The following is a 14,971-nucleotide window of genomic DNA, read 5'->3' on the forward strand; positions in this document are numbered from 1 at the left end:
CCCTGTCAATCGAAGTTGACATCATCGGAGGCGAGACGGGCGTGCCGCTCCACGTCGAAGCGTTCGTCGCCGTAGCGGAGCTTCTGCCGGTCGATGCCCTCGGCGATGAAGCCGGCCCGTTGGGCGACGGAGCAGGAGGCGGGGTTGTTCGTCCGGTGTCCGAGTTCCAGCCGGTACAGGCCCAGTTCGCCGAAGGCCCAGCGGGCCAGCGTCCGTACGCCCGCCAACGCGACGCCTCTCCCGCGCGCCGCCTCGACGGTCCAGTAGGAGACCCAGCCGGTGTCGTGGATGTGGTTCACCGCCGCCACGGCCACGGACCCGAGCGGGACCCCGTCGCGGACGACGGCCCATGTGTACGCGGAGCCCGCTGCCCGCTCCTCCTCGCGGGCCGCGACCCAGTCCTGTGCCTCGGCCATGGTCGTGACGGACCTGCCCGCCTGGCGGGCCATCTCCTCGGGCCCGAAGGCGTGGAGCACCGCAGGAGCGTCCTCGGCCCGCCACGGGCGCAGCAGGAACCCTTCCGGCGTCGGCAGTTCCGCGGCCGCCCTCATGACGTGGTGAGGACGATCTTTCCGAACAGGTCCCCGGCGGCGAGGCGTTCGAAGCCCTCGCGAGCCCGGTCCAGCGGCAGGGTCTCGTCGATGACGGGCCGCACCCCGGTGGCCGCGCAGAACGACAACAGGTCTTCCAACTCGTCCTTGGAGCCCATCGTGGAGCCGACGACCTTGAGCTCCAGGAAGAAGATCCGGGTCAGCTCGGCGTGCGAGGGCCGGTCCCCGCTGGTGGCACCCGAGATGACCAGGGTGCCGCCAGGCTTCAGAGACTTGACCGAGTGGGACCATGTCGCGGCCCCCACGGTCTCGATGACGGCATCGACGCGCCCCGGCAGCCGCGCTCCCGGCTCGTACGCCTCGACGGCGCCCAGTTCCACCGCACGCTTGCGCTTGCCCTCGTCACGGCTGGTGGCGAACACCCTGAGCCCCGCGGCCTTGCCCAGCACGATCGCGGCGGTGGCGACACCGCCGCCCGCTCCCTGCACCAGAACGGAGTCGCCGGGCCGGACACCGGCGTTGGTGAAGAGCATCCGGTACGCCGTGAGCCAGGCGGTGGGCAGACAGGCGGCCTGCTCGAAGGTGAGCTCCCTGGGCTTGGGCAGCACGTTCCAGCTGGGGACGGTGACCTGCTCGGCGAAGGTGCCCTGATAGCGCTCGGTGAGGATGGACCGCGGCTCGTCCGGGCCGACACCATGTCCCGTCTGGCCGATGACGGAGTGCAGGACGACCTCGTTGCCGTCCTGGTCGATCCCCGAGGCGTCGCAGCCGAGGATCATGGGCAGTTTGTCCTCGGCGAGGCCCACCCCGCGCAGGGACCAGAGGTCGTGATGATTGAGGGACGCGGCCTTGACCTGGACGGTGGTCCACCCGGGCCGGGACTCGGGTGCGGGGCGTTCCCCCAGCTCAAGTCCGTCGAGGGGCCGGTCACGGTCGATGCGGGCTGCGTAGGCGGCGAACATGGCACGACGATAGGACGTGACGCGCCGTGACGTAACCGTTCGATGGTGTGACACACGCCCCAGCTCGCGTGGGGCGGCGCCCCGACACGGGAAAGGGCGGGGGGGGACGCGGTCGCGCGGACCGCGTCACCCCCCGCCCCGGCCGGGCGTCAGCGCCGGGCCACACCCTCCGCACGGGCGGCGGCGGCCACCGCGGCCGTGACGGCCGGGGCGACCCGCTCGTCGAACGGCGACGGGATCACGTAGTCCGCGGCGAGCTCGTCGCCGACGACGTCCGCCAGCGCGTTCGCCGCAGCGATCTTCATTCCCTCGGTGATCCGGGAGGCCCTCACCTGGAGCGCGCCCGCGAAGATGCCGGGGAACGCCAGCACGTTGTTGATCTGGTTCGGGTAGTCCGACCGTCCGGTCGCCACGACGGCCGCGTACTTGTGCGCGACGTCGGGGTGGACCTCGGGGTCGGGGTTGGCCATGGCGAACACGAACGCGCCAGGAGCCATCGAGGCCACGGCCGCCTCGGGGACCGTACCGCCGGAGACGCCGATGAAGACGTCGGCGCCCGCGAGCGCCTGCTCCAGGGAACCGGTGATGCCGGCCCTGTTGGTGAGCTCCGCCAGCTCGCGCTTGACGTCCGTGAGGTCATCGCGGTCACCGCTGACGATGCCCTTGCGGTCGGCGACGGCGACGTCACCGATCCCGGCCTCCAGCAGGAACTTCGCGATGGCCACACCGGCCGCGCCGGCGCCGGAGATGACGGCGCGCAGGTCGCCGAGCGTCCGGCCGGACAGCTTGGCCGCGTTGCGCAGGGCCGCGAGGGTCACCACGGCCGTGCCGTGCTGGTCGTCGTGGAAGACCGGGATGTCCAGCCGCTCCTGGAGCTTTCGCTCGATCTCGAAGCACCGGGGCGCCGAGATGTCCTCCAGGTTGACCCCGCCGAAGGACGGCGCGAGCCGCACGACGGTGTCGACGATCTCGTCCGCGTCGGTGGTGGCGAGCGCGATCGGCACCGCGTCGACCCCGCCGAACTGCTTGAACAGAATCGCCTTGCCCTCCATCACGGGGAGGGACGCCTCGGGACCGATGTCCCCCAGGCCGAGGACGGCGGTGCCGTCCGTGACGACGGCCACGACCTGCGACTTCCAGGTGTAGTCGTGGACGAGCTCGGGATTCTCGGCGATGGCGCTGCACACCTTCGCCACGCCGGGTGTGTACGCGAGGGACAGGTCGTCCTTGTCGCGGATCGGAACGGTGGCCTGCACGGCCATCTTCCCGCCGCGGTGGAGGGCGAAGGCCGGATCGAAGGGCTCGTCCGCCCCGATGGTCCCGGCCGTGTCGTGCGTCGTGCTGTCGCTGCGAGGATTGACGATCTCCGCTGCCATTGTGTTGACCCCTTAAGTCTTCATCAGTTGAGGGTGGCCACTCCTGGTTGAGGAGGGGTGGGCGGGCACCGCGTACGTTCCCGGCACTGAGCGGTTGGCCCGCTCCGGCAGGGGAGTCACATACGCGCGGGCGCGCCGCACACGCGCCCTGAGCCCCGGATGAGGGGTGTAAAGGTCTTTCTTACCGGACGGACCGGTCCTCTTACGAGTCGGTATCGACTCGGTGACATGACTCATAGCCGAATATCTGGACAAGTCCACTAAGGACCACAAAGGCCGTCCGAAGACTGAGACGCACCGGAGATTCTCCGGAGGAGTGCTCGCTTTTCAGCAGATGGTCCGGCCTTGCCGTGCCACGCCGTTGAGGTTCGGGGGTCGCCCGTTACCCGATTTTGACATGACCGGCCCCCTGAATGGGCGAGTCCGAATGGCAAGATGCCCTAATCACACAAGGTGGCGACACTCGAAGGTGCGTGCTTGCCCGCCTGACCAGCATTCCCTCACCGCCGGAGGATTCCGATCATGACCGCAAGCACCCTCTGCCGTACGTCCGCGAAGTCCCGGATTGCCGCGGTCTGCGCAGTCGCGGTCGCCGGCACCCTGCTGCTGACCGCGTGCGGCGACCAGACCGACAGTGCGAGCACCAAGGAGTCCGGCGCGGCCGCCACGAAGGACGCGCCGCTCGCCGACCTGCTCCCCAAGGCCATCAAGGACAAGGGTGAGATCAAGGTCGGGTCGGACATCGCCTACCCGCCGGTGGAGTTCAAGGACGAGTCCGGCAAGACGGTCGGCATCGACCCCGATCTCGCGGACGCCCTCGGCAAGCAGCTCGGCGTGAAGTTCGTCTTCGAGAACGGCACCTTCGACACCCTGCTCACGGGCCTGCGCTCGAAGCGCTACGACCTGGCGATGTCGGCCATGACCGACACCAAGGACCGCCAGGAGGGTGTCGACTCCGAGACGAAGAAGAAGGTCGGCGAGGGCGTCGACTTCATCGACTACTTCACCGCGGGCGTCTCCATCTACACGAAGAAGGGCGACGACAAGGGCATCAGCGCCTGGTCGGACCTCTGCGGCAAGAAGCTGGTCGTGCAGCGCGGCACGGTCTCCCACGACCTCGCCAAGGCCGAGAGCGCCAAGTGCGGCAGCAAGGGCAAGATCTCCATCGAGGCGTTCGACAACGACCTGGAGGCCCAGACCCGGCTGCGCGGCGGTGGCGCCGACGCCGGCTCCTCCGACTTCCCCGTCGCGGCGTACGCGGTGAAGACCTCGGGCGGCGGCAAGGACTTCCAGCTGGTCGGCGAGCAGGTCGAGGCGGCCCCGTACGGCATCGCCGTCGCCAAGGGCAACGACGAGCTCACCAAGGCCATCGAGGCGGCCCTGAACGCGGTCATCAAGAACGGCGAGTACGACAAGGTCATCGCCAAGTGGGGCGTCGAGGCCGGCGCGGTCACCGAGGCCAAGATCAACGGCGGGTCCTGACCGGGTTCCGGCGCTGAAAGGCATCATCTGTGACTGACATCAAGAAGGCGGACCCGGCGGCCACCCCGCCCACCCCGTCGGCGGGGCCGGAGGCGATCAAGGCCATCCCGGTGCGCCACTACGGACGGTACGTCTCAGCGATCGTCGCCCTCGGACTCCTGGCCTCGCTCGTCTACGCGTTCGCGCAGGGCGACATCAACTGGAACGCGATCCCGGACTACTTCTTCGACGACCAGATCCTCGAAGGCGTCAAGAACACCGTCATCATCACGGTCCTGTCGATGATCATCGGTGTCGTCCTGGGCATCGTGCTCGCCGTGATGCGGCTGTCCAAGAACCCGGTGACGACCTCCATAGCCTGGGGCTACATCTGGTTCTTCCGCGGCACCCCGGTCTATGTGCAGCTGCTGGTCTGGTTCAACCTCGGCATCGTCTTCGAGTACATCAACCTCGGGCCGGTCTACAAGGACGAGTGGTCGTCCTTCATGACGCCGTTCCTCTGCGCGCTGCTCGGTCTCGGGCTCAACGAGGCCGCGTACATGGCGGAGATCTGCCGGGCCGGCCTCCAGTCGGTCGACGAGGGGCAGACCGAGGCGGCGCACGCGCTGGGCATGAGCCACGGCAAGACGCTCCGCCGGATCGTCGTCCCGCAGGCGATGCGCGTGATCGTGCCGCCGACGGGCAACGAGGTCATCAACATGCTGAAGACCTCCTCACTCGCGGTCGCCGTCCAGTACACCGAACTGCTGCGTTCCACCCAGAACGTCTCGCAGACCTCGGGTGCCACCGTGGAGATGCTCTTCCTGGCCGCGGCCTGGTACATGGTGCTCACCTCGGTGCTCAGTGTCGGCCAGTACTACCTGGAGCGGCACTACGCCCGCGGCTCCAGCCGCAGCCTGCCGGACACCCCGTTCCAGAAGATCAGGGCCACCATGCTGTCGCTGGGCCGCCCGAAGGGAGGCGCCGCATGACCGCCATGGTGAAGGCCGAGGGCGTCCACAAGTCCTTCGGCCCCGCGCACATCCTCAAGGGCATCGACCTGGAGGTCGCCCCCCGTGAGGTCTTCTGCCTGATCGGCCCGTCCGGCTCCGGCAAGTCGACGTTCCTGCGGTGCATCAACCACCTGGAGCAGATCAACGCCGGCCGGCTGTACGTCGACGGCGATCTGGTCGGCTACCGCCAGAAGGGCGACAAGCTCTACGAGCTCAAGGACAGCGAAGTCGCTCTGAAGCGCCGGGACATCGGCATGGTCTTCCAGCGCTTCAACCTGTTCCCGCACATGACGGCCATCGAGAACGTCATGGAGGCCCCGATCCAGGTCAAGGGCGAGACCAAGGCCGTCGCCCGGGCCCGCGCGGAACGTCTGCTGGACCGGGTCGGCCTGTCCGACAAGGCGAAGAACTACCCCTCGCAGCTCTCCGGCGGGCAGCAGCAGCGGGTGGCCATCGCCCGCGCCCTGGCCATGGAGCCGAAGCTGATGCTCTTCGACGAGCCGACGTCCGCGCTCGACCCGGAGCTGGTCGGTGACGTCCTGGACGTCATGCGCGGACTGGCCGAGGAGGGGATGACGATGATCGTCGTCACCCACGAGATGGGCTTCGCCCGCGAGGTCGGCGACGCGCTGGTCTTCATGGACGACGGCGTCGTGGTCGAGTCCGGCCACCCGCGCGACGTCCTGACCAGTCCCCAGCACGACCGGACGAAGTCGTTCCTGTCGAAGGTGCTCTAGCACCTGCGCGGAGACGAAAAGGAGGGCGGTACGGACCCGGTCCGTACCGCCCTCCTCGTCGTCCCTCCCCGTGCCGCCCGCTACTTCGCGGTCCCCCTGGCCGGCAGCAGCTCCGGGCGCAGCATCAGGTCACGCAGCTGCCCCCGGTCCAGCGGCGGGCTGTCGAGCAGCGGCCCCTGCGACCTGTCCCCCTCGTAACCGGTGCTGGAACGCGCGGCCAGCAGCGATCCGTCCTTCAGGGCGAGGCGGGCGGTGAACTCGGGCCCCCACTGCGGGGTGCCGCCGTCGCTGTAGTCCATGGAGTCGTGCCAGATGGTCAGGATCCGGCCGTCCGGCAGTTCCTCGCGTACGCAGTCGGCGCGGGGCGGCTCGTTCCCGCGGACGACGCACAGGTCGGCCGCGGGGTCGGCCCCGTACTTCTTGGCGACCAGTGCCCGGGGCATGTACGAGAGGGTGAGGAAGCCGACGCCACCGTCCCTGCGGACGGAGTACTGCCCGTCCAGCGGGCCGACGTACGTCTCCTCGGCCTGCTCCGGGGTGGCGTTCTTGATCAGGACGGCGAGGGACACCTGCTCGACGGTCCCCACGCCGGACGGCAGCAGCGCGGTCAGCCGCCCGGCCCTGTCCGTGCCGCTCTTCTCTGCGGGTGCCGCCACCGAGGTCTGCTCCGTCCCCGGCCCGGCGGTGAAGCCGGGCAACGCGACCACTCCCGCCGCCACGACGGCCAGCGCCGCCCCCGAGACGGCGGCGCGACGACGTCTGCGCACCCTCCCCGCCCTGTCGTACACCGCTTCGGTGGTGAGCCCGGGGTGTCCCGCGTCATCGGCCGCCCGCCCCAGCAGGTCGCGTACGTCGTTCATACGAGTTCCTCCGCCATCTCGGCGCGCAGCGCCGCCAGTGCCCGTGCCGTGTGGCTCTTGACCGTGCTCTCCCGCATCCCGAGCAGTTCGGCCGTGGCCTGGACGCTCAGGTCCTCCCAGTAGCGCAGCACCAGCACCGCCCGCTGTCGGACCGTGAGCCGGGCGAGCGCCGCCCGGACCATCAGGCCGGTGTCCGAGTCGGCCTGGTCGCCGACGGTGTCGGGCAGTTCGCCGTACGGCCGCTCCCGCCGCCAGAAGCGACGGCGTGCGGCGATGTAGGTGTTGACCAGGGTCTTGCGCGCGTACGCCTCGATGTTGTCGAGCCGTCCATGCCTCCTGCCGCCCAGCACGACCTTGACCAGCGTCGTCTGGACGAGATCCTCGGCCTCGTGCCGGTCGCCGCACAGCAGGTAGGCACTGCGGAACAGCGCCGTGCGTCTGCTCTCCACGAAGGCGTGCAGCGCGGCGTCGTCGTCGATCCGCGTCATCGGCGCCCCTCTCCGGGTCCGCGGGCGCGGACCGTCTCACCCTTCCAGTGCGGCGGGACGGCCGACAGGTTGCGGCGGAAGGGGAAACGGATGAGGGGCGGCCGGAGCCGCCCCTCGTTCCCCGGTCGCGCGCGCCTACTTCAGTGCGAGCACCAGACTGTCCGAGGGGGAGGACCAGACCGCACGCGCCTCGGCGAAGCCCGCCTCGCGCAGGGTGCGGGCATGCCACTGGACGGAGGGCATGTCGCCGTCCGCGTGCTCGCCGTAGATGACGAACCGCTCGGCCGTGGGCGCCGCGAGGGCCGGGTCCTCGGCGGCCAGGGCCCACCACTCGGCCCAGTCCACGGCACCGCCGGCCTTCGCCCGGTCCATGACGGCGTGCCGGTGGGCGCGCTCGGCCGCGTTGATGCGGGGGGTGTCGGTGTCGATCATGTGGTCCGCGTTCATGAACACCCCGCCGTCCCTGACCAGGCCGCCGATCTGCCCGTACAGCGCCGCGAGCGGTTCGGTGTGCAGCCAGTGCAGGGCGGTGGCGGTGAGCACGGCGTCGTACGAGGTGTGCGGGAGACACTCGGTCCAGCCGGGGTCCTTGAGGTCGGCGGTGACGAAGGTGACCCGGTCGTCGGCCTCGAAGGTGCCCCGGGCGATGGCGAGCAGCGCGGGGTCGAGGTCGACACCGGTACTGGTGGCCTGCGGGAACCTCTTGAGGAGCCGGTCCGTAATACTGCCCGTACCGCACGCGAGGTCGAGCACCCTCGGTTCGGGCCCCACGACGGCCCCGACCATGTCCAGCATCACCCGGAACCGCTCCTCGCGGTCCGGCATGTACCACTCCTGCTGCCGGTCCCAGCTCTCCTGCCAGGACTGCCAGTCGGTGCCCGTCGCCGTCATCCGAACCTCCACCTGTATCTCTATGTGTAAGTCTCGTTAAGCACGACCGCCCATTACACTGGTCGACACAGCGACCATAGACCGACGCCGTAAGGACTACAAGTGGAACTGGCCTATTACTCGGACTACGCCGTGCGTCTGGTCAACACCGAGGAGCCGGCCCGTGGCAAGGACTCCCTCACGACGGTCGAGTCCGTGCGTGAGCTGTTCGGTGCCAACCAGCAGGCGGCCCGCCGTGCGACCGACGCGGACGTGACCCGCTTCCGGTCCGTACGGGCGCGGCTGCGCGCGGTCTTCGAGGCGGCCGACGGCGGCGAGGCGACCCTGGCGGTCGACCTGCTCAACTCGCTGCTGCTGGAGTTTCCCGTGAGCCCGCAGATCTCCGGCCACGACACCCGGGACGAGGACGGCGAACCGGACTGGCACATGCATCTGGCCGACCACCCGTCGAACGCGACAGCGGGGTTCGCCGCGATCGCGGCAATGGGCCTGGCCTTCCATCTCACCTCGCACGGCGTGGACCGGCTCGGCCTCTGCGAGGCGGCGCCGTGCCGCAACGCCTACCTCGACACCTCCACCAACCGCTCGCGGCGCTACTGCTCGGACCGCTGCGCCACCCGGGCCAACGTGGCGGCCTACCGGGCCCGCAAGCGCCTGGAGACGGACCGCTCCGGGGAGACCCGGCGCACCGCGGACGCCGCCCAGCCCAGCAGTCCGAGCACCGATCGCTGATCCTTCCTCAGCGGCCGGTAGCGGGCCCGCACCCTGGCCAGGACGAGCTCCTCCGGGACGGCTCCGTAGTCCGTACTGTCGCCGCCCGCGAACGAGTTGTCGCCCAGCACCCACCAGCCCTTGCCGCGCCGCTCGGCGGCCCGCTTGACGACCAGCAGATCCTGCTGGAACGGGTGACGCAGGATCACCACGTCCCCCGGGCGCACCGGCGCCCCGTGCTGCACGAGCAGCCAGTCCCCGTGGTAGAGCGTGGGCACCATCGAAGGCCCCGTCACCTCCACCACCTGGAACGGCCTGCGCTCCGCACGCCCGCTCCCTGCTCCCTGCACCGGTTCCGGCATGTGTGGCACCTCCCGGGTCCATCCTCCAGTACACCGCCGCGCGCACCGTCCGTCTTTTCGGCCGGCGGTCCCGTCCTCACCCCGGACTTTTGGCCTAAGCCCAAGGGGGCAGCCGCTAAAAGCGGCTTCCCACGGAGTAATGTCCCACCTGAGAAGACGATCACGAGGAAGGACAGCTCCATGCTTTCCCGCCTGTTTGCCCCCAAGGTGAAGGTCAGCGCCCACTGCGACCTGCCCTGCGGTGTGTACGACCCGGCCCAGGCCCGCATCGAGGCGGAGTCCGTCAAGGCCGTCCAGGAGAAGTACCAGGCCAATGAGGACGCGGACTTCCGCACGCGCGCCGTTCTGATCAAGGAACAGCGTGCCGAGCTCGCGAAGCACCACGTCTCGGTGCTCTGGAGCGACTACTTCAAGCCCCCGCACTTCGAGAAGTACCCGGAGCTGCACCAGCTGGTCAACGACACCCTGAAGGCGCTCTCCGCGGCCAAGGGTTCGAACGACCCGGCCACGGGCCAGAAGGCTCTGGACCTGATCGCCCAGATCGACAAGATCTTCTGGGAGACCAAGAAGGCTTGATCTCTGGTAAGGCCGTCTGACCCGCGATTTCGCTGGTCGGACTCCCTACCGGTCCGCACCCGGCCCGCAGGCCGCCGAGAACGGCGTCCAGGCGGGCCGGGTGCGGTGTTTCCCGCCCCGGAACGCTCAGGAGTCCGGCAGGAGGTGGCGGTAGCTGTCCGGGTTCTCCTGGAGGTAGCCGGCCAGGCTCTGCGCCGGGTGGCCGGTGAGGGTGGGAACGGCGTCCGAGACGGTCTCCAGCTCACCGGCGGCGATCGCCTCGTAGGAGGTGACCCAGCCGGCCACCTCCCAGTCCTCGGCGCCGTAGTGGGCGCGGGAGGCGTAGGCCTCCTCCCGCGTCTCGGGGACGTACCGGATCGTGCGGCCCGTGCGCCGGCTCAGCTCCTCGGCCGCCTCCGCGAGGGTGAACGCCTCGGGGCCCGTGAGGTCGTACGCTGTGCCGTCGTGGCCGGTTCCTCCGTCCAGCAGGACCGCTGACGCCGAGTCCGCGATGTCCTGGTGGGCCACGGCGGAGACCCGCCCCTCGCCGCCCGGCCCGCGCAGGACCCCGTCGGCGCCCGTCATCGCGGGGAGGGCGGCCAGATACCAGCTGTCCCGCAGGAAGGTGTGGCGCACGCCCGCCACCCGGATGTGCGCCTCGGTGTGCCAGTGGTCCCGTGCGAACGTGAACGTCGCGTCGGGTGCCGCGCCGAGGAACGACACGTAGACGATGCGCTCGATGCCCGCGGCGAGCGCCGCGTCCACCGCCGTGGTGTGTTCGAGGACCCGGCCGGGGCTCTCGTGCGCCGAGACGAGGAACAGGGTGTGCGCGCCGTCGAGTGCGCGGCGCATGGCCTCACCGTCGCCGTACGGAGCGGGAGGCGCGACGACCGCGCCGGGCAGCCGGGGCAGCCGCGAGGGGTCCCGGCCCAGGAGCCGCACGGGGGCGCCGGACCTGGCCAGCCGCGCCGCGACCCGGCCGCCGACCGCTCCGCTCGCGCCGGTCACCGCTACGAGAGGGACCGTCATCGTGCCTCGTCCTCCTCGTGCGCCGCGGCCCAGGGCCAGGGGCGCACCTCCACGACCGCGCTGGTCGGCAGCGGGCCGTAGATGTGCGGGAACTCCTCGCCGCCGGGCCGCAGGGCCTCGTAGCGCACGGGAGCGGGGATCAGGGCCTCGTCGATGACCAGCACCACCAGTCCCTGGCCGTCGGTCCCGTACAACGCCCGGGCCACTGCGGGGAGCTGATGGGGCAGCGAGCAGTGGATGAATCCTTCCTCGCTCAGGGTGCGGCCCCTGGTCGACATCTCGTACGTCCCCGCCCTGCGGGCGGCCTCCCACAGGGGTTCTTCCGTGAGGTGCAGCAGTTGTCCGGTCATCGGGCCACGCTAAGCGCTGCCGGGCGCGGCGAGGAGCTTCGCCTCGGTCCGCGCGTCGAGACCTACGGGCGGGCGGTCGGGCCGCTGCGGGGCCGCGCCTCCTCTCCCGGACAGCCAGGCCCAGGTGTCGGCGACGGTCGCGCCGACGGACCTGCACCGGAGGCCGGCGGCGTGCGCCTTGGTGGCATCGCCGCGGTGCAGGGTGTCGTGGAGCTCCCCGGCGGGCAGCCAGACCGGCAGGTCCGTCCACGGCTCGACGCCCGCAGCGAGGAGCACCTCGGGGTCGGTCCAGCGCAACCGGGCGCGGGCGCCGGTGACACGGACGCAGGTGTCCAGGAGCTCGCCCATGGTGGTGTGTCCCGGGTGGCTCACCGTGTTGTACGCGCCGCCGAGTCCGCTCGCCGCGGCGTCCAGCAGCCAGTCGGCGAGGTCGCGTGCGTCGATGTACTGGAGTCCGGCACCGGGCGGTCCCGGCGCGATCACGTCACCGCCCCGGGCGATCCGTGTCAGCCACCAGGGCAGGCGGCCGATGTTCTCCCCCGGGCCGAGGATCAGCCCGGCCCGGGCCAGCAGTGCCCGGTCCCCGAAGGCGTCCTGGGCCGCCAGCTCCCCGCCCCGCTTGGCCAGGGCGTACGGGACGTCGGGGCCGTCGTCCGGGGAGGCCCCCGCGACCAGCGGCCCGTCCTCCGCGAGCCCCGCCGCGGCCGGGTACTCGTACACGGACCGGCTGGAGACATAGCTGTAGTGCCCTGCCCTGTCCGACAGCAGCCGGGCGGCGTCCCTCACGGCCGAGGGCGCGCCGCTCCAGGTGTCGACGACCAGGTCCCAGGTGCCGTCGGCGAGCGCTGCGAGGCCCGCCGCTCCCTCCGTCCGGTCGCCGGTGAGCGTGCGCGCCCCGGCGGGTGGTGCGTGATGGCCGCGGTGGAAGACCGTGACCTGCCATCCCCTGCCGAGTGCGGCTTCGGTGACGGCGCGCCCGACGAATTCGGTGCCGCCCAGCATCAAGAGCTTCATGCGGTGAGCGTGCCCCTCGCCGCGCACGGGGGAAACGGGAACTCGCCCTCGGCAGAACGGGGAACTCCCGGGCCCGCGGCCCTTTCAGGCGTGTTCGAGCGGGAAGGCTCCCCGGTGCCCCGTGCCCGCGCCGTGTGCGGGACGTGGCTCGAACTCCCGGCAGCTCCATATCTCCTGGACGAACCCGGTGCGCCGGTCCCACAGTCCGGCGACATCCTCGCCGCCCGCCACATCGCGGTAGGCGTCCTTCACGCCGCGGAAGCAGGCGAGCCCGCCGGAGAGCCCCCGGACCGGAGCCGGGAAGTAGTCGGAGAAGGCGCAGGCTATGCAGGTCTGCAGATGCATGTCCGGCGGCAGGATCCGCTGGACCGTGGCCAGCGCGGCGGCGAAGTCACCCTCGGCGCGGTTGGACTCGTAGACCGCGCCGTCCAGATGGAGCGCGAGATACAGGTCCGGGTCGGCCCTGCGCAGCGACAGCAGGCACCCGAGCGTGGCCTGGCGGACCGTGCCGGACACGAGGACCGGGAGCGGGAGGTCCCACTCCAGCACACAGTCGCCGAGCACACCGTCCACCAGGTCGAACACCCCGTCCTGGACCTGTGCGCCGGCCACCGGGCCGAGCGCGTCGAAGCTCTCGCCCTCGAAGTCCGTACCCCGGACGCGGATACGGAGCTGCTGCCCGTCCGTGGTGAAAACGACGGCCGCGGAACCATGACGGTCCCGGTACCAGCCTGCCCACGACTCATCTGTCATGAGCAGGGACTGTAGCCCGTGCCCCCGCCCCTTCCCGGCGGCACCCTCCCCTTTGCCGGTCGGTTGACCGATTCCCGGTCAGCAGGCCTTCGGCTCGCGCCACATGGGCCACATGGCAGGGCCCTCCGGGAGGTCGACCGTCCGTCCCATGAAGGTGAAACCGAGCCGCTCGTAGAGACCGCGGCTGCGCTCGCTGCTCGCCTCCAGATAGACAGGGGTCCCCTCCCGGTCGCACCGCTCCAGGACCCCTCTCATCAGCTCCACTCCGAGTCCCTCCCCCTGGCGCTCAGGACGGACACCGATCATCAACAGGTAGGCGTGCGCGCGGTCGTGGGGATGGACGGCACCGGTCAGTCTGCCCACCAGCTCCGCCCGTTCGTTGTCGGGGTCGGCCGTCTCCCTCATGAGCGCGGGGGTGTCGTCCTCCTCCTCCGGTGCGCCGGCGGGCACCGAGAGCCAGAGGGCGGCGGCGGTGCCGTCCTCCAGCAGGTCGATTCGGCCCTCATCCAGCGTGACGTCGACGAACACGCCGAGGAACTTGCCGTGCACCGCCCGCCGGTGGTCCTCGGCCGGGAACACCCAGCTGCTCACCGGATCGTCGTGGAACGCCTCCTCCAGAATCCCTACGACCTGGTCCCTGTCCCGCCCGTCCGCCTGGCGTATCCGTACGCCCATGACCGGCCCCACCCCCATCGCTTCCCTGTCGTTGACCCAACTGACTTTGGGAATACTAGAGTTGTGGGCCGGTACCGGTCACGGGCGCCCACGGTCAGTGCGTTCTGCGGGTGACGAACTCGGCCAGGGCCAGCAGATCTCCGGCAGCGGCCGTGCCGGGCACCGCGACGGACAGATGGTGGACCGCTCGGGCCATCCGGTCGGCGGCGGCGGTCTGGGCCCAGTCCCGTCCGCCGGCCCGGTCGACCGCGTCGGCAGCCCTCCTCACCTCCTCCTGTGTGTTCATGGCGCCCCTGTAGAGCGCCGCCAGCTCGTCCGAGGCCGGGGTGCCCGAGGTGAGCGCCGCGACCACCGGAAGCGACTTCTTGTGGGCGGTCAGGTCCGCCCCGGCCGGCTTCCCCGTGCGGTCGGTGTCCCCCCAGATGCCGATCAGGTCGTCGATGAGCTGGAAGGCGAGGCCCGCCTCCCGGCCGAAGCCGTCCATGGCCCGCACCACCCGCTCGTCCGCCCCGGCGTAGAGGGCGCCCATGGCGCAGGCACAGCCGAGCAGGGCGCCCGTCTTGGCCATCGCCATGGCCTGGCACTCGTCCAGCGTGACGTCCTCCGGGCCACGCTCCTCCAGTGCGCAGTCGGCCTGCTGTCCCGCGCAGAGCTCGACGATGCAGGTGGCGAGCCGCACGGAGGCCTGCACGGAGGCGGGGTCCGGGTCGTCCGCCAGCAGCCGCAGCGCGAGTGCGAGCATGGCGTCGCCCGTGATGACGGCGTCCGGCACACCGAACACCGCCCAGGCCGTGGGCCGGTGACGACGGGTGGTGTCCTCGTCGATGACGTCGTCGTGGAGCAGGGTGAAGTTGTGCGCGAGTTCGACGGCGACGGCCGCCCTCATCGCGGCCTCCGGGTCGCCGCCCAGCGCACGGACGGCGGCCAGCACGAGCGCGGGTCTGATGGCCTTGCCGGCCTGGCCGGACGCGGGCGTTCCGTCGGCGTTCTGCCATCCGAAGTGGTACATGGCGACCCGGCGGATAGCCCCGGGCAGGGATTCGACGGCTGCTCTGAGATGCGGGTCGACGGCACTGCGGGTGTGCTCCAGGAGCACGGCGGCCTTGCGCCCCTCCATCGCGGCATCCGTACTGGTCATGGTCACGGTCACTCCTTCCGGGCGCCTCGGGGCACCTTGGTCGCG

Annotated in this window: 18 protein-coding genes; 5 read left to right on the forward strand and 13 right to left on the reverse strand. The window is 70.8% G+C overall.

From position 1 onward, the window contains the following. Positions 1–5: 5 nt before the first annotated feature. The 3 genes from ACWCQM_RS02395 to ACWCQM_RS02405 all read right to left on the reverse strand — a co-directional run bounded on the left by ACWCQM_RS02395 (position 6) and on the right by ACWCQM_RS02405 (position 2,889). The gene (locus tag ACWCQM_RS02395; protein ID WP_450913500.1) at positions 6–551 is read right to left on the reverse strand and encodes a GNAT family N-acetyltransferase; all 546 of its coding nucleotides are present in this window, start codon (positions 549–551) and stop codon (positions 6–8) included. Then, the gene (locus ACWCQM_RS02400) at positions 548–1,513 is read right to left on the reverse strand and encodes a zinc-binding dehydrogenase (protein ID WP_450913501.1); all 966 of its coding nucleotides are present in this window, start codon (positions 1,511–1,513) and stop codon (positions 548–550) included. The genes ACWCQM_RS02395 and ACWCQM_RS02400 overlap by 4 nt, the downstream gene beginning before the upstream one ends. 149 nt (positions 1,514–1,662) lie before the next feature. After that, the gene (locus tag ACWCQM_RS02405; protein ID WP_450913502.1) at positions 1,663–2,889 is read right to left on the reverse strand and encodes an NAD(P)-dependent malic enzyme; all 1,227 of its coding nucleotides are present in this window, start codon (positions 2,887–2,889) and stop codon (positions 1,663–1,665) included. Between the two features lie 522 nt (positions 2,890–3,411). Between ACWCQM_RS02405 and ACWCQM_RS02410 the strand changes: the two genes are divergently transcribed. The 3 genes from ACWCQM_RS02410 to ACWCQM_RS02420 are packed head-to-tail and all read left to right on the forward strand — an operon-like array spanning position 3,412 to position 6,100. Next, positions 3,412–4,371: an ABC transporter substrate-binding protein gene (locus ACWCQM_RS02410; RefSeq protein WP_450913503.1), complete on the forward strand. Its 960-nt coding sequence runs from the start codon at positions 3,412–3,414 to the stop codon at positions 4,369–4,371. A 29-nt stretch (positions 4,372–4,400) separates the two neighbouring features. Then, positions 4,401–5,342, forward strand: a complete 942-nt coding sequence (locus tag ACWCQM_RS02415) for an amino acid ABC transporter permease (RefSeq protein ID WP_450913504.1) — start codon at positions 4,401–4,403, stop codon at positions 5,340–5,342. Continuing rightward, the gene (locus ACWCQM_RS02420) at positions 5,339–6,100 is read left to right on the forward strand and encodes an amino acid ABC transporter ATP-binding protein (protein WP_450913505.1); all 762 of its coding nucleotides are present in this window, start codon (positions 5,339–5,341) and stop codon (positions 6,098–6,100) included. The genes ACWCQM_RS02415 and ACWCQM_RS02420 overlap by 4 nt, the downstream gene beginning before the upstream one ends. An 80-nt stretch (positions 6,101–6,180) precedes the next feature. Here ACWCQM_RS02420 and ACWCQM_RS02425 read toward each other — a convergent pair whose 3' ends face one another. The 3 genes from ACWCQM_RS02425 to ACWCQM_RS02435 form a co-directional block, all read right to left on the reverse strand. After that, entirely contained in the window at positions 6,181–6,960 is a 780-nt protein-coding gene (locus ACWCQM_RS02425; protein ID WP_450913506.1) for a hypothetical protein, read from the reverse strand. Further along, complete coding sequence (locus ACWCQM_RS02430; RefSeq protein ID WP_450913507.1) at positions 6,957–7,448, reverse strand: SigE family RNA polymerase sigma factor; 492 nt, start codon at positions 7,446–7,448, stop codon at positions 6,957–6,959. The genes ACWCQM_RS02425 and ACWCQM_RS02430 overlap by 4 nt, the downstream gene beginning before the upstream one ends. Before the next feature lie 135 nt (positions 7,449–7,583). Beyond that, on the reverse strand, positions 7,584–8,339 hold the full coding sequence (locus ACWCQM_RS02435; protein WP_450913508.1) for a class I SAM-dependent methyltransferase: 756 nt from the start codon (positions 8,337–8,339) through the stop codon (positions 7,584–7,586). 102 nt (positions 8,340–8,441) lie between these two features. On the opposite strand from ACWCQM_RS02435, the gene ACWCQM_RS02440 reads away from it, so the two are divergent. Further along, a complete protein-coding gene (locus ACWCQM_RS02440; protein ID WP_450913509.1) occupies positions 8,442–9,071 on the forward strand; it encodes a CGNR zinc finger domain-containing protein in 630 nt (209 codons plus the stop codon). Here the strand turns inward: ACWCQM_RS02440 and sodX are convergent. Next, on the reverse strand, positions 8,975–9,412 hold the full coding sequence (sodX, locus tag ACWCQM_RS02445; RefSeq protein ID WP_450913510.1) for a nickel-type superoxide dismutase maturation protease: 438 nt from the start codon (positions 9,410–9,412) through the stop codon (positions 8,975–8,977). The genes ACWCQM_RS02440 and sodX overlap by 97 nt on opposite strands. Before the next feature lie 180 nt (positions 9,413–9,592). Between sodX and sodN the strand changes: the two genes are divergently transcribed. Further along, positions 9,593–9,988 (forward strand): superoxide dismutase, Ni, encoded by a 396-nt coding sequence (gene sodN, locus ACWCQM_RS02450; protein ID WP_033298259.1) that lies wholly within the window; start codon positions 9,593–9,595, stop codon positions 9,986–9,988. Between the two features lie 126 nt (positions 9,989–10,114). Here sodN and ACWCQM_RS02455 read toward each other — a convergent pair whose 3' ends face one another. The 6 genes from ACWCQM_RS02455 to ACWCQM_RS02480 all read right to left on the reverse strand — a co-directional run bounded on the left by ACWCQM_RS02455 (position 10,115) and on the right by ACWCQM_RS02480 (position 14,926). Further along, positions 10,115–10,996, reverse strand: a complete 882-nt coding sequence (locus tag ACWCQM_RS02455) for an SDR family oxidoreductase (RefSeq protein ID WP_450913511.1) — start codon at positions 10,994–10,996, stop codon at positions 10,115–10,117. Next, entirely contained in the window at positions 10,993–11,346 is a 354-nt protein-coding gene (locus ACWCQM_RS02460; protein ID WP_450913512.1) for a DUF952 domain-containing protein, read from the reverse strand. The genes ACWCQM_RS02455 and ACWCQM_RS02460 overlap by 4 nt, the downstream gene beginning before the upstream one ends. A gap of 9 nt (positions 11,347–11,355) precedes the next feature. After that, complete coding sequence (locus ACWCQM_RS02465; RefSeq protein ID WP_450913513.1) at positions 11,356–12,360, reverse strand: NAD-dependent epimerase/dehydratase family protein; 1,005 nt, start codon at positions 12,358–12,360, stop codon at positions 11,356–11,358. An 84-nt stretch (positions 12,361–12,444) separates the two neighbouring features. Then, positions 12,445–13,113, reverse strand: a complete 669-nt coding sequence (locus tag ACWCQM_RS02470) for a DUF6304 family protein (RefSeq protein WP_450913514.1) — start codon at positions 13,111–13,113, stop codon at positions 12,445–12,447. A 78-nt stretch (positions 13,114–13,191) separates the two neighbouring features. Then, positions 13,192–13,788 carry a GNAT family N-acetyltransferase gene (locus tag ACWCQM_RS02475; protein WP_450913515.1) on the reverse strand — a complete coding sequence of 199 codons (597 nt, stop codon included), beginning with the start codon at positions 13,786–13,788 and terminating at the stop codon, positions 13,192–13,194. Between the two features lie 94 nt (positions 13,789–13,882). Beyond that, positions 13,883–14,926 carry a family 2 encapsulin nanocompartment cargo protein polyprenyl transferase gene (locus ACWCQM_RS02480; protein ID WP_450913516.1) on the reverse strand — a complete coding sequence of 348 codons (1,044 nt, stop codon included), beginning with the start codon at positions 14,924–14,926 and terminating at the stop codon, positions 13,883–13,885. Between the last annotated feature and the right edge of the window lie 45 nt (positions 14,927–14,971).

This window comes from Streptomyces sp. NPDC002125 (genome assembly GCF_053593715.1).